We start from the raw sequence: 13,800 nt of genomic DNA, 5'->3' as shown, positions 1-13,800 counted from the left end.
CTATTTCGCCTGTGCCCCTTTCGGGGCACGAAGAATATGAAGCGCATGTTCGACCCGCTCGGGCGTGGGCGGCTCGGTGTCCCTCAGCGTGTAGGGGATGCCGAGCTCGTCCCACTTGAAGATGCCGAGCGTGTGGTAGGGGAGGACCTCGATGCGCTGGACGTTGTCGAGCGTTTGGATGAAGTCGCGGGTGCGCTCGAGGTACTCCTCGGTGTCGGTGATGCCAGGAACAAGGACGTGGCGGATCCAGGTCGGAATCTTGTGGTCGGAGAGCCACCTCAGTCCTTCGAGGATGTTCTCGTTGGGATGGCCCGTGAGCCTCTGGTGCCCGATGGGGTCGATGTGCTTGATGTCGGCGAGGACCAGGTCGCAGGCGGCCATGACGCGCTTCCATGCCTGGTAGAAGGGCTGGCTGAGGGTGAAGGGCGCGAGGGAGGTGTCCAGGCAGGTGTTGATGCCGCGAGCGTGGGCGCCCTCGAGGAGCCCTGCCACAAACTCCGGCTGGAGCAGGGCCTCGCCACCCGAGACGGTGATGCCGCCGTCAGCGCCCCAATAGCTGCGGTAGCGCTCTGCCCTGTCAAGGAGGTCGACCACGTCCATGGGCGTGCCGCGGTCGAGGGCCCAGGTGTCGGGGTTGTGGCAGTAGCGGCAGCGCATGGGGCAGCCTTGGAGGAAGACGACGAAGCGCACGCCCGGGCCGTCAGCCGACCCGAACGACTCTGTCGAGTGAACAAGACCTTGCATGGTTCGCCTCCGTCCGCCAAGAATGACCCACCCAGCTGTGCGAACTCAAATGTAAGGTGAGGGCGAGGCCTGTTCCTTGACTGTAATCAAGGAACAGGAATATGTTGGAAATAACTATGATACTTTTCCAAGGCGGCGCATCGTACGCGTTGGGAATGCCGACTGGAGTGGTGTCAGGGTCGCGCTGACGGAGTTGCCCGGGGTCACCCTCTGCACAAAATGGCTCTATCGAAGGGAATTTGGCGTCCGCTTGCACAAAACCGGCCTATCGCGGGCGTATTTATGGGTGTAACATCAGTTATTTAGCTGCTGTTGCAAATATATGCATAAATAATACAAATTATGCACGATTATGCAAATATAGTTTGAAGGTTGATGATGGGTGACTAAAAGCGCCCCGCGATAGGCCGGTTTTGTGCAGCAGACCTCGAAAATCCCCGCGATAGGCCGGTTTTATACACGTGCCATCCAAAGGCTACTGGGCGCAGGCCGCTACACCTTGCGAATGGCGTCGCGATCGAGCAGCCTCAGCCGCCCACGCCCAACACGTTCGACCAGTCCGTCTTTGCTTAGCGAGGAAATCGCCCGGGAAACGGTTTCGGGTCTAAGGCCCACCGATGCCGCAATGTCCTCGAGTCCCAGATGGATCTCGGCTCCGATGCAGCGCTCGTCACGAAGGAGCAGATACTGCGCCACGCGTCGCTTGGGGTCGCGGATGCCGAGCATCATGGCTTTCTCCTCGGCGTCATCCAGCTCCGTGCACACCATGCGAATGAGGCCCATGGCGGCGTCAGGGTGCTTCGCCAGCATGGCCTCGAAGTCCGTGCGATGAATGGAGCACAGCTCGAGGCGGGTGAGACAGCCCACGGAATAGTGGTAGACGTTGTCCTCGAGAAACATTCCATGCCAGATGGCCTGTCCGTCATGCAACACGTCAAGCACGTACTCCACCCCGTCCGGATCGATACGAAACGTCTTGATTCGTCCCGACCGGACAATAAGAACCGAGTCGATGGGGTCACCCTCGTGCACCAGGATGTCGCCACGTCGGTGGGTGGAGCGCGTGGAGCGGGCGAGCAGATCGCGCTTTGCGTCATCGGGCAGCCCTGCGAACAGGCGAATCTTGTTCACGTAGGTGCCATTGACCGCCTTGTAGCCGCAGGTCGCGCACTGCTGACAGGCTATGTCATCCTCGTACGCCACGGCTAGCCCTGTTCGGCCAACTTGAAGCCAGCGAAGGCGAATCCCGGTCTCGCCACACAGGATACCAGGGCATCTTCGCTTGTGGAAACCGTATGCTGGCACACGCCTGCGGGGGCGGCCAGCTCGTCGCAAGCGCCATTCTCATAGATGCTGTGCTGCTTTCCCCCGCTCACTCCGTGACCCCCTCTCCTTGCTGCCGTCACTGTGGTCTCCCATGATAGTCGCGCCGAGTCCACTGTGTCCGTCTTGTACCTGTGCGGTTGATGCACCGACCTAGATGAGGCAGCTCACCAGGTAGACTGCGGGGAGAAGGCCCTGCTTGAGGAGAATCTTGGGATCGCTGGTGGCGGCTCCGTACGCCGCAACGGCAACCATCGACGCGCTGAGCGCAATCACCGCCGTCTTGCTGGGGATGACCAGTGCGGCAACAAGCAGCAGAATCGCCAGGATGCCGTTGTAGACGCCCTGGTTCTTGAAGAGCGTGCTCATCGAGGGGCGAGAAAGCTCGTCGATGGTCATGCTGAACGTCCGTGCGGTGTGCGGTGAGGTGGTCGCGATGGTCTCCAGGTAGAAGATGAAAAGGAACTCGGCTGCAACAAGCAGGGCAAGCACGATAGTGATGACGGACATGGTAACTCCTATCGATGGCGTAGCATTTCTTGGTCGCCGAGAAGTCTAGTGCCGCTCCATTTCACATCGAGGGCGGCAGAAGGCCTTAATAAATCGTACACAATTTAGTTTTGGCTTTGGCAGTTTTGGCGAGAGATGCCGCGCCAGTCAAAGCGCTGGTGGGAATGTCGGGCGCGACACCGGCCAGAACGGTACTATGGGGCGTGTCGAATCCGACGGAAAGGGTGGCGAGATGAGCTACTGCATGAGCAGCGATGAGGCCGTCGAGTCGCGGCATGCCGTGAGAAGGTTTGCCGAGGAGCCCATCTCTGCGGACGAGCGCGCGGCACTGGAGGAGGCCGTTGCCGCAGCGAACGCAGACGGCACGCTCCACATGCGCTTGGCCTATGACGACCCGGAGGTGTTCTCGAGCGCGCTCGCTCGCCGCGCCGGCTTTGTCAACGTCAATAATTACCTGGTGGTGGCTGGCCATTCCAGCAACAACCTCGACATGCGTGCCGGCTACTTTGCCGAGAAGGTCGCGCTTGAGGCACAGCGGCTCGGCCTCAACAGCTGCTGGGTTGCCGCTACCTACAAGCGCCGCACTGTCCGTCAGACGCTCGCGCAGAAGGACAAGCTCGTCGCCATCATCGCGTTAGGTCACGGTACCACGCAGGGAGAAGCGCACCGTTCGCGGACAGTCGCGCAGGTGGCCCGCCCGGTCACCAATGCGCCCGAGTGGTTTTCCCGCGGCGTTCGCTACGCACTGCTCGCCCCCACCGCCATGAACCAGCAGACCTTCTGGCTGCAGCTGACGCGCAAGACGAATGCGGACGGGATGCCGCTCGTGGGGCTGAGCACCAACGGTGGCCCCTGTGCCCGTGTTGACCTGGGTATCGTGAAGCTCCACTTCGAGCTGGGTGCCGGCATGGAGAACTTCGCCTGGGCAGATCCGGTGGTGCGCTAGGGCGTCTGCGTCTGCCGCAGGTGCGACCACTTGGCTGCGCCACCCTTACAGCACCTGTTCCATGCAGGTCTTCTGCACGTCCATGCCCATTGCCTCGTAGAACTTGCGGGCCCCCGGGTTGCACTCCCACACGTTAAGTGTCACATTGTGGAACCCACCTTCGCGCGCAAAGGCAATGATGTGCCGGTAGATTGCCGTGGCCACGCCTTGCCCCCGCGCACCCTCGTCTACGCAGATGTCGTCGATGTAGAGCGTGCGAATGGGCTGGAAGTTGTTGGAGTGGGTGTGGTCCTCCACGATGCAAAAGCCGTAGCCGAGAATTTCGCTGGGTGCGGTGCCCTCGATCACGGCCACGAAGACGGGCCTTGCGTCGTCCGCGATAATCTCGCGCAGCTCGTCATCGGTGTATTTGCGCGTCCCCGAGCGAAAGAGGTCCGGACGACCCTTGGCGTGCACCTCGAGCACTTGCGAGAGACAGCTGTCAATTCCGGGGATGTCTGCATCGATGGCCCTTCTCACCTGCATATTTGTTATCCTATCCTTCCTGTACGTATGAAATGAACTCTTCGCGCTCCCGCTCGGTGCGCACGCGTGCCACGTACATGTGGTTGCCCATGTCATCCGAGAGGGCGTTGGGCACGCGGCGCTCCATCATGAGGCTTCCTCCCCAGTGCGCAAGGATCTCGCGGTGGCTGTGGGAGTAGCTGTGGGCATCTCGCCGTCCCGCGTACACGGCAAACCAGTTGTCATGGGCGTCGGGCAGATGCCGCTTCCCAAAGCACACCATCTCGGCCCAGATGCGGTAGACGTTGGTCGAGTGCGCGAAGTTCATCATATCTGGCGTGTAGCCGCCGGTTGGACGGCAGTTGACCTCAAGGCCAACGTAGTCGCCTGTGCGCCCCAGCCCCGGGCGGTCCTCGGCGAGACGGAAGAACTCCAGGTGGACGAAGCGCGCCCGTATCCCAAAGGCGTGCACCGCGGCGTGGCCCAGGTCGCGCAGGCGCGGGTCGATGCCGGGGCAACAGTAGTACGAGAGGTCGAGGCCCTGCCGCGCGACATCGGACATCGAGGGGGGAAATTCCTCCTGGTTCTCGAAGACGGGCTTCCCCCAGGGGTCGATGATTGCGTCGTAGGCGGCGATGCCTGCCGCCGGGACGAACTCCTCGAGCACGTAGGACGGGGCACCCTGCCATGAGCAGCGGTCAATGAGGTCTCTGAGTTGGTCGTCGTTGTCTATGCGCATGGCTCCGCCCGCGCCCACCCCGTACTCGGGCTTGGCAAAGGCGGGAAACCCGCCCCACTCCCACACGGCGCGACGGGCGTCATCAAGCGAGCCCACGCGCACCTGCCTTGCAGTAGGAACGCCGCCCGCTGAGTAGAGCGGCTTCATCTGGGCCTTGGATTGCCACTGGTCGATGGTTGCGAGACTGGCGCCGGTCGTGACGTGGAAGTCGTCGCGCAGCCGGGCGTCGAGCGGCAGCCAGTGTTCGTTCATCGACTCGATCCAGTCCATGTGCCCGTGCTTCCAGGACAGGTATGCAACGGCACGGAAGACCTTGTCGTAATTCTCAAGCGAGTCAACGTAGACGTACTCGTCGAGCGCGCGCTGCAGCTCGGGGGATATTGCCTCGCTGGGGGTGTCGCCAATGCCGTAGACCGAGGCGCCGCACGAGCGCAGGCGGTCGCACCACAGCCAGTAGGTCTCTGGGAACTGAGGAGAGATGAAGACAAAGTTCACGGGCCCTCCCTCTCGCTGCTCGGTGTATCTCCGCTGATTCGGTCTGCTGTCCATGATAGAACGACCAGGGCTTTCGGTATGGCTGGGGCTCTCGCTGTGTCCGGGCTTCTCGCGCGCCTCCCGAGATTGTGCACGACAGGGCGGCCCGCTCGCCCTCGGCCGAGAGCTATTGCGCGCTCCCTTGCGTTGAGAGAAAGGCCAACTGGGCAAATGCTCCTTTGACGTCAATGAGCGCGCAATAATTTGAGGGCGAGAGAACCACGGGAGCCATGGACGGGCGCCCTTTCATGTTTCTTGTGTCGGATATCCGGCCGCGGGATACCAGATGGATAGAGTTAGACACATCTGTTCGCGTGCAGTGCCAAAGGTCGGGGAGATTGCACCTTGGAATTGTTCTCCTTGCATTTCCTGTTGTTCCTTGCGGTATCCCTTGCTGCCTACCACGTGGTGGGACATATTTTTCGCAACTATGCTTGGGTCGTCCTGCTGGTCGCCAGCCTCGCCTTCTACTGCCTGGTGGGCAGGTGGCAGACGCTCGCCTACATGGTGGCGTGCGCGCTCGTCACCTGGGCAGCCCCGCTGGCGCTCGCCCGCATGGACGCGGCCTGCGGGGCCGAGCGCGCCGCCGCGCCGGACCGGGCGGCGAGGAAGGCGGCCAGGGCCCGCTGGGCCGGGCGGCGCCGGGCCGTGCTGGTCGCGGCCCTCGTCGCGTGCCTCGGGATGCTCGCCTACCTCAAGTACTGGAACGTCATCATCTACGAGGTGGGCCTCGCCCCCTCGCCCGCGAGCCTGGGGCTGGCGCTGCCGCTCGGCATCTCCTTCTACACGTTCCAGTCGGCCTCCTACCTCGTGGACGCCTACAACGGCCGCTTCGAGCCGCAGCGAAACCCCCTCAAGCACCTGCTCTTCGTGTCCTGGTTCCCGCAGGTCATCCAGGGGCCCATCAACCGCTACGAGCAGCTGGGGCCGCAGCTCGTTGAGTACCACGAGGCGCGCTCGGTTCGCTACGACCGGTCCATCCTGCGCTTTGGCTACGGAGCCTTGAAGAAGATTGCCATCGCCAACATGCTCGTTGGCACCATCGACCAGATCTTCTCCAACGTGACGCCCGGCATCCCCGGCTCCGTCGTGGCCTTCGGCATACTCCTCTACTCGGCGCAGCAGTACGGCGACTTCTCCGGCGGCATAGACATGGTGGAGGCGGCCTCCTCGCTCTTCGGGGTGGAGATGGCCGAGAACTTCCGCCGCCCGTACTTCTCGTCGAGCCTCGCGGACTTCTGGCGCCGCTGGCACATCACCCTCGGCGCCTGGATGCGCGACTACGTGTTCTTCCCGCTCGCGGTCTCGCGCCCGGTGGCCGGCCCCGGCCGCCGGGCGTCCGCGCGCCGGGGCGGGCACCTGGGCCGCCCGCTGCCCGCCTGCGTGGCCAACATAGTCGTCTTCCTGGTCGTGGGCGTCTGGCACGGGGCCGAGCCCCACTACGTGGCCTGGGGCCTCTACAACGGCGTCGTGATCGCGGCCGCCGACCTCCTCGCGCCGGCCTTCCGCCGCGCGGACGAGGCCCTGCGCGTGGGCGACCGCCCCCGCGCCCACCACCTGTTCCGCGTCCTCCGCACCTTCCTCGTGGTCAACGTGGGCTGGTACTTCGACCGCGTCTACGACCTCGGGGACTCGCTCCTCTGCCTGCGCAACACGGTCGCGAACTTCCCGCCGCCGCAGTTCCTCCTGTGGCTCGCGCAGGCGCCCGTGAACGGCTCCACCCTCAAGTTCCTGGCCTCTCCGGCCCTGGCGTGCCTCGGCGGCCCTCCCCTGAGGCTCGCGCAGGAGCGCGGCGTGGACGCGGATGGCCGCATCCTGGGCTGGAACTGCGTCGCCCGCGGCCTCTTCTACTCGGCGGCCATCGGCCTCATCGTGGTCGCGAGCTTCCTCACCCAGAACGCCTCCGGGGGGTTCATGTATGCGAACTTCTAGCGAGAAGACCCCCACGGCCGAGACTCCCGCAACTCCCGTACGCCAGCCCCGTGCACCGCGTCATGGTTGGCGCCGCGCAATCGAGGTCACCGTTATCGTCCTGCTCATCGTTGCGGCAAATGTCCTCACCAACCTGGGCTTTGAGCTCTACAGCTCGTTGGCAAACGTGATGTGGGACGAGTACCGCGCGGCGGGGGAGGGCATCGACACCGTGGTGGTGGGTTCCTCGACCGGCCAGCGCGCCCTCGACCCGGGCGTCCTCGACGCGGCGTTGGGCACCAGCACGTTCAACATGTCAACGCCCGCGCAGGAGCTGGACGACTCCTACACCGCGGCCAGGCAGGCCATCGAGGACCACCACGTGCGTCGGGTGATTCTTGCCGTGGACTACGAGTCGATCTCGACGGTCGAATGGCCGGGCTCGCACGTGGCCTTCACGCGCGCCAAGATGCAGGGCGAGCCCCTCCCCCAGGCCGTGGCGGACTACGGGAGGCTCCTCACCAGCGCATCGTTCTTCGACGGGCCGGATTCTATCTGTGCGCTTTTCCCCTGGGGCTACAACCACGTAGAGCTCGATGCCAGGCACATCTTGACCAACCTTCGCGACCGCCTGAGCGGCACGGCACCCGTCGAGGCCGCCGAGCGCGTCATGAACGGCTGGACCTACTACGGCAAGGGCTACGGCAACTACGACGGCGTGCTCGACTATTCCACGGCACAGGATCACATCTCGGTGAAGGGAGACGAGCCGGCAGGCTTTGACCAGCAGGGCCTCGACTGGATCCAGGACATCTGCGATCTGTGCCGCGAGAATGGCGTTGAGCTCGTGGTCGTGGCCACGCCGCGCCCGGCCTTCAACGTGCTTGCCTACGGTGATGCGTACCCCGAGCAGATGTCGCGGCTTGAGAGCGTGGTCGAGGAGGGCGGGGGCACCCTCATTGACGCCAACATGGCAAAGAGCAGCTGGTATACCCCCGAGGACACCGACTTCTACGACGGCGAGCACCTGAACCACGACGGAGCCGCCCGCTTCTCGCAGGCGTTTGCCCAGGCGCTCGCAACGCTAGACGCAGGCGGCTCGGTCTCGGACCTCACGTATCCCTACGACCAGTGGGATGGCTACCTTGCCTCCATTGACGCCATCTCGGCGGTGACTGCCACGACTACCCTGGAGGAAACCGACACCGTCGTGACGGCGACAGCCTATACGGGCTCCAGCGTGCAGGTGGAGTATCGCTTCTCATCTGTGGGCGAGAACGGAGGCACGACGGTCATCCAGGACTGGGGGACAAGCGACACCTGCACCATCCCTCGGGACCAGACTCCCCCGTGCTCGGGGCAGGTCGAAGTCTGCGTGCGCAAGGCAGGCACGACCATGGGCTACGAACGCTACTGCCTGGTAGACATCTCGAGCTAGGCAGCCCCACACAGGCACCTGGCACAGGAAGGAAGAAGACATGAGAAACGTGATCGAATGGCTCGAGGCCACGGCCGTGGCAACGCCGGAGCGCGTGGCCGTGGCCGATCCGGACGCAAGCCTCACCTATGGCGAGCTGCACCGCGAGGCCGAGGCGGCTGGTACGTGGCTTGCGGGGCGCACGAGGCCCCGCCAGGCCGTGGCACTCTTTCTCGAGAAGAGCTGCGGTGCGCTTGCCTGCATGCTGGGCGCCGTCTATGCGGGCGGGTTCTACTCGGTGATCGACATCCGCCAGCCGGAGGGCCGCGTTCACGCCATTGTCGACGCGCTCGCGCCATCCTGCGTGCTCACCGATGCCGAGAACGCAGCACGGGCGCAGGAGCTTCTCGGGCATGAGGGCGTCGAGATCGCGCGCATCGAGGACATCGTGGAAGGCCCTGTTGACGAGGGGCTTCTCGCCCGCAGGCGCGCCCAGGCGTTGGATGTGGACCCGCTCTACGTGAACTTCACGAGCGGCAGCACGGGTACGCCTAAGGGCGTGGTGGTCTCACACCGCTCGGTCATCGACTTCATCCCTGTGTTCGACCAGATCTTTGGCATTGGCGAGTGCGACGTTATTGCCAATCAGGCGCCCTTTGACTTCGACGTCTCGGTGAAGGACATCTACTCGGCGCTTCGTTGCGGCTCCCGGCTGCAGCTGGTACCGCGCACGTACTTCACGCAGCCCACCAGGCTCATGGACTACCTGGCAGACAACCAGGTCACAACGCTTATCTGGGCGGTCTCGGCGATGTGCTTCGTCTCCATCATGAACGGCTTTGAGTACCGCGTGCCCACCACGGTGCGTCGCGTGCTCTTCTCGGGCGAGGTCATGCCGCCCAAGCAGCTGGCAGTATGGCGCCGCTACCTGCCCGACGCCACCTACGTGAACCTCTACGGCCCCACCGAGATCACGTGCAACTGCACGTACTACGTGGTGGAGCGCGAGTTTGGCAAGCACGAGGTCATCCCCATGGGCAGGGCCTTCCCCAACGAGCGCGTCTTCCTCTTGGACGAGGAGGGCCACGGGGTCACGGAGCCGGGTGTGGAAGGCGAGGTCTGCGTCTCGGGCACGGCACTGGGCCTGGGCTACCTTGGAGACGCCGAGCGCACTGCGGCGGCTTTCGCGCAGAACCCGCTGAACAGCCGCTGGCTCGAGCCCATCTATCGTACTGGTGACCTTGCGACCTACGACCAGGATGGCAACCTGGTGTACTCGTCGCGCAAGGACTTCCAGATCAAGCATATGGGCCAGCGCATCGAGCTGGGTGACATCGAGGCCGCAGCACAGGCAACCGACGGCGTCGGGCGTGCCTGCTGCACCTACGACCATCGCCGCAAGCGCATTCGCCTGTACTATATGGGTACGATTGACGAGAAGGGCCTGGCAGACGCACTGTCCATGGCGCTTCCTCCCTACATGGAACCCAACCACGTGTGCCGCGTGGACCAGATGCCGCTCACCAAGAACGGCAAGATCGACCGCAAGGCCCTTGACGAGATGGGAAGGCAATGATGACCAACGACGAGCTTCTCGCCTGCGCAAACACGCTGGGGACGCCCACCTACGTCTTTGACACCGAGGCGCTTGGCACGCGCCTTGATGCCGTGCGGGAGATTTGGGGGCCAAAGGTCGACCTGTGCTACTCGGTCAAGGCCAACCCGTTTCTCGTGCCCACGGCGATGGCGCACGGCTATGCCCTTGAGGTCTGCAGCCCTGGTGAGCTGGCCATCTGCGAGCGTGACGCCGTGGACCCGAGGCGCATTGTCTACTCGGGTGTGTGCAAGCAGGCTGCGGACGTGCACGAGGCCCTGCGCTTTGGCGCGGGCACCTTCACAGCCGAGTCGCTCGGCCAGCTGGCTTTGGTTGACGCCGAGGCGGCTGCTGTCGGCATGCGCGTACCCACGCTGCTGCGCCTGAACGGCGGCAGCCAGTTTGGCATGAGTCGAGAAGACCTTCTCCGCGCAGTCGACCACAGAGACGAGCTTGTGGGCTGCGAGCTTGTGGGCATCCACTACTTCGTGGGCACTCAGCGCGCCAAGCTCAAGTGGCAGCAGAAGGAGCTTGCCATGCTCGCCGAGCTTATGGACGAGCTCGAGCGCAATCATGGCTGGCGGGCGCAGCGCCTCGAGTATGGTCCCGGACTTGCCGTGCCGCTCTTCGAGGGCCAGGACTTCTCGGATACGCTGACACCCGCGCTCGATCTCGCGCCAGACCTCGCGGCCATGGCGGAGCGCGTGGAGCTGCAGGTGGAGATGGGCCGCTTCCTGGCTACCGAGTGCGGTCACTACCTGGCACGCATCGTGGACGAGAAGGACAACGAGGGCACGAGCTACGCCTTCATCGATGGCGGCATGAACCACGTGACGTACTTTGGCCAGATGATGGGCATGAAGGAGCCGAGGATCCGCAACCTCTCGCACGAGGCACGCGTGAAGGCGGGGGAGGACGCGGACAACGCCCGTGACTGGGCACTCTGTGGCAGCCTCTGCACCACGGCTGACGTGCTGGTGCGCAAGGCCCCCTTCGTTGACCTGCGCGTGGGCGACCTTCTCGCCTTCGACAACATCGGCGCCTACTCCGTGACCGAAGGCATCTACCTCTTCCTCAGCCGGACCATGCCCCTCGTTGCCCTGCGCGACGCCCGTGGGGTCCGAGTGGTCCGCGAGCACATGGAGACTTGGAATAGCAACTGCTGCTAGGGGCTCCCCGTGCCTCGGCTGCGATAGACTTTCATCGCTTGCTACGAAATCTGTTGGACATTTGGAGGCAACCATGGATGACGATCTGACGCTCGGCCATATGATCGAACTGCTCGAGGACGTCAAGGGTAATGTCGACTACGCGAATTGCACAACGCTCGTGGACGACCGCGTGCTGGACTCCTTCGACATCCTCTCCATCATCAGCTCCATCAATGACGAGTTTGACGTCTCGGTGCCTGCCAAGGACATTGTCCCTGACAACTTCAACAGCGCGCAGGCCATGCTCGACATGGTGAAGCGCCTGGTGGACGAGGAGGGCTAGGAGCCGACCGTTGGATCTGCTCTCGCTCTCGTTCGTGCTGTTCCTCACAGCCTCGCTTGCGGCCTACTACCTGGTAGGCCGCATCTCTCGCCATATCCAGTGGGTCGTCCTGCTGGTCGCCAGCCTCGCCTTCTACTGCCTGGTGGGCAGGTGGCAGACGCTCGCCTACATGGTGGCGTGCGCGCTCGTCACCTGGGCGGCCCCGCTGGCGCTCGCCCGCATGGACGCGGCCTGCGGGGCCGAGCGCGCCGCCGCGCCGGACCGGGCGGCGAGGAAGGCGGCCAGGGCCCGCTGGGCCGGGCGGCGCCGGGCCGTGCTGGTCGCGGCCCTCGTCGCGTGCCTCGGGATGCTCGCCTACCTCAAGTACTGGAACGTCATCATCTACGAGGTGGGCCTCGCCCCCTCGCCCGCGAGCCTGGGGCTGGCGCTGCCGCTCGGCATCTCCTTCTACACGTTCCAGTCGGCCTCCTACCTCGTGGACGCCTACAACGGCCGCTTCGAGCCGCAGCGAAACCCCCTCAAGCACCTGCTCTTCGTGTCCTGGTTCCCGCAGGTCATCCAGGGGCCCATCAACCGCTACGAGCAGCTGGGGCCGCAGCTTCTCGAGGGGCACTCCGCCAAGGGCATCCCGGTGCGACGCTCGCTCCTCCGCTTTGGGTATGGCGCGCTCAAGAAGTACGCCATCGCCAACATGCTCGTTGGCACCATCGACCAGATCTTCTCCAACGTGACGCCCGGCATCCCCGGCTCCGTCGTGGCCTTCGGCATACTCCTCTACTCGGCGCAGCAGTACGGCGACTTCTCCGGCGGCATAGACATGGTGGAGGCGGCCTCCTCGCTCTTCGGGGTGGAGATGGCCGAGAACTTCCGCCGCCCGTACTTCTCGTCGAGCCTCGCGGACTTCTGGCGCCGCTGGCACATCACCCTCGGCGCCTGGATGCGCGACTACGTGTTCTTCCCGCTCGCGGTCCCGCGCCCGGTGGCCGGCCTCGGCCGCCGGGCGTCCTCGCGCCTGGGCGGGCACCTGGGCCGCACGCTGCCCGCCTGCGTGGCCAACATAGTCGTCTTCCTGGTCGTGGGCGTCTGGCACGGGGCCGAGCCCCACTTCGTGGCCTGGGGCCTCTACAACGGCCTCGTGATCGCGGCCGCCGACCTCCTCGCGCCGGCCTTCCGCCGCGCGGACGAGGCCCTGCGCGTGGGCGACCGCCCCCGCGCCCACCACCTGTTCCGCGTCCTCCGCACCTTCCTCGTGGTCAACGTGGGCTGGTACTTCGACCGCGTCTACGACCTCGGGGACTCGCTCCTCTGCCTGCGCAACACGGTCGCGAACTTCGCGCCGCAGCAGTTCCTCCTGTGGCTCGCGCAGGCGGGCGTGAAGGGCTCCACCCTCAAGTTCATGGCCTTCCCGGCCGTGGCGTGCCTCGTCGTCCTTGCCGTGAGCCTCGCGCAGGAGCGCGGCGTGGACGTGGATGGCCGCATCCTGGGCTGGAACTGCGTCGCCCGCGGCCTCTTCTACTCGGCGGCCATCGGCCTCATCGTGGTCGCGAGCTTCCTCACCCAGAACGCCTCCGGGGGGTTCATGTATGCGAACTTCTAGCGAGAAGACCCCCACGGCCGAGACTCCCGCAACTCCCGTACGCCAGCCCCGTGCACCGCGTCATGGTTGGCGCCGCGCAATCGAGGTCACCGTTATCGTCCTGCTCATCGTTGCGGCAAATGTCCTCACCAACCTGGGCTTTGAGCTCTACAGCTCGTTGGCAAACGTGATGTGGGAGGAGTACCGCGCGGCGGGGGAGGGCATCGACACCGTGGTGGTGGGTTCCTCGACCGGCCAGCGCGCCCTCGACCCGGGCGTCCTCGACGCGGCGTTGGGCACCAGCACGTTCAACATGTCAACGCCCGCGCAGGAGCTGGACGACTCCTACACCGCGGCCAGGCAGGCCATCGAGGACCACCACGTGCGTCGGGTGATTCTTGCCGTGGACTACGAGTCGATCTCGACGGTCGAATGGCCGGGCTCGCACGTGGCCTTCACGCGCGCCAAGATGCAGGGCGAGCCCCTCCCCCAGGCCGTGGCGGACTAC

At 64.6% G+C, this 13,800-nt stretch carries 13 protein-coding genes and 1 pseudogene; 8 read left to right on the top strand and 6 right to left on the bottom strand.

The window, feature by feature from the left end; genetic code table 11:
- From pflA to E0E00_RS02010, 4 genes are all read right to left on the bottom strand, one after another.
- Nucleotides 1-744 (bottom strand): pyruvate formate-lyase-activating protein, encoded by a 744-nt coding sequence (pflA, locus tag E0E00_RS02020; protein ID WP_130810938.1) that lies wholly within the window; start codon nt 742-744, stop codon nt 1-3.
- A 492-nt stretch (nt 745-1,236) separates the two neighbouring features.
- Nucleotides 1,237-1,947, bottom strand: a complete 711-nt coding sequence (locus E0E00_RS02015) for a Crp/Fnr family transcriptional regulator (RefSeq protein ID WP_130810937.1) — start codon at nt 1,945-1,947, stop codon at nt 1,237-1,239.
- 2 nt (nt 1,948-1,949) lie between these two features.
- A complete protein-coding gene (locus E0E00_RS14270) occupies nt 1,950-2,120 on the bottom strand; it encodes a hypothetical protein (RefSeq protein WP_165443506.1) in 171 nt (56 codons plus the stop codon).
- A 100-nt stretch (nt 2,121-2,220) separates the two neighbouring features.
- Complete coding sequence (locus tag E0E00_RS02010; RefSeq protein WP_130810936.1) at nt 2,221-2,577, bottom strand: DUF1304 domain-containing protein; 357 nt, start codon at nt 2,575-2,577, stop codon at nt 2,221-2,223.
- Nucleotides 2,578-2,773: 196 nt separating this feature from the next.
- Between E0E00_RS02010 and E0E00_RS02005 the strand changes: the two genes are divergently transcribed.
- A complete protein-coding gene (locus tag E0E00_RS02005; protein WP_130810935.1) occupies nt 2,774-3,523 on the top strand; it encodes a nitroreductase family protein in 750 nt (249 codons plus the stop codon).
- A 45-nt stretch (nt 3,524-3,568) separates the two neighbouring features.
- On the opposite strand, the gene E0E00_RS02000 is transcribed toward E0E00_RS02005, so the two are convergent.
- Nucleotides 3,569-4,048 carry a GNAT family N-acetyltransferase gene (locus E0E00_RS02000; RefSeq protein WP_207302617.1) on the bottom strand — a complete coding sequence of 160 codons (480 nt, stop codon included), beginning with the start codon at nt 4,046-4,048 and terminating at the stop codon, nt 3,569-3,571.
- Nucleotides 4,049-4,058: 10 nt separating this feature from the next.
- Nucleotides 4,059-5,261, bottom strand: coding sequence for an acetyl-CoA carboxylase biotin carboxylase subunit family protein (locus E0E00_RS01995; RefSeq protein WP_130810934.1), 1,203 nt, complete (start codon nt 5,259-5,261; stop codon nt 4,059-4,061).
- 384 nt (nt 5,262-5,645) lie between these two features.
- Here E0E00_RS01995 and E0E00_RS01990 point away from each other — a divergent pair, with 384 nt between their 5' ends.
- From E0E00_RS01990 to E0E00_RS14265, 7 genes and pseudogenes are all read left to right on the top strand, one after another.
- Nucleotides 5,646-7,232 carry an MBOAT family protein gene (locus E0E00_RS01990; RefSeq protein WP_130810933.1) on the top strand — a complete coding sequence of 529 codons (1,587 nt, stop codon included), beginning with the start codon at nt 5,646-5,648 and terminating at the stop codon, nt 7,230-7,232.
- Nucleotides 7,219-8,649 carry a hypothetical protein gene (locus tag E0E00_RS01985; RefSeq protein WP_130810931.1) on the top strand — a complete coding sequence of 477 codons (1,431 nt, stop codon included), beginning with the start codon at nt 7,219-7,221 and terminating at the stop codon, nt 8,647-8,649. Before E0E00_RS01990 ends, E0E00_RS01985 begins: the two co-directional genes overlap by 14 nt.
- Nucleotides 8,650-8,689: 40 nt before the next feature.
- The gene (locus E0E00_RS01980; protein WP_130810929.1) at nt 8,690-10,204 is read left to right on the top strand and encodes an amino acid adenylation domain-containing protein; all 1,515 of its coding nucleotides are present in this window, start codon (nt 8,690-8,692) and stop codon (nt 10,202-10,204) included.
- On the top strand, nt 10,204-11,391 hold the full coding sequence (locus tag E0E00_RS01975; protein ID WP_242622091.1) for an alanine racemase: 1,188 nt from the start codon (nt 10,204-10,206) through the stop codon (nt 11,389-11,391). Before E0E00_RS01980 ends, E0E00_RS01975 begins: the two co-directional genes overlap by 1 nt.
- Nucleotides 11,392-11,464: 73 nt before the next feature.
- On the top strand, nt 11,465-11,716 hold the full coding sequence (locus E0E00_RS01970) for an acyl carrier protein (RefSeq protein ID WP_130810927.1): 252 nt from the start codon (nt 11,465-11,467) through the stop codon (nt 11,714-11,716).
- A gap of 10 nt (nt 11,717-11,726) precedes the next feature.
- A complete protein-coding gene (locus E0E00_RS01965; protein WP_130810925.1) occupies nt 11,727-13,313 on the top strand; it encodes an MBOAT family protein in 1,587 nt (528 codons plus the stop codon).
- Nucleotides 13,300-13,800, top strand: a pseudogene (locus E0E00_RS14265) (hypothetical protein); the annotation flags it as partial. The gene E0E00_RS01965 and the pseudogene E0E00_RS14265, both read left to right, overlap by 14 nt.

Origin of the sequence: Olsenella sp. Marseille-P4559, from assembly GCF_900605015.1 — a bacterium.
GTDB lineage: Bacteria > Actinomycetota > Coriobacteriia > Coriobacteriales > Atopobiaceae > Tractidigestivibacter.
This window is presented reverse-complemented; position numbering and strand designations above follow the sequence as displayed.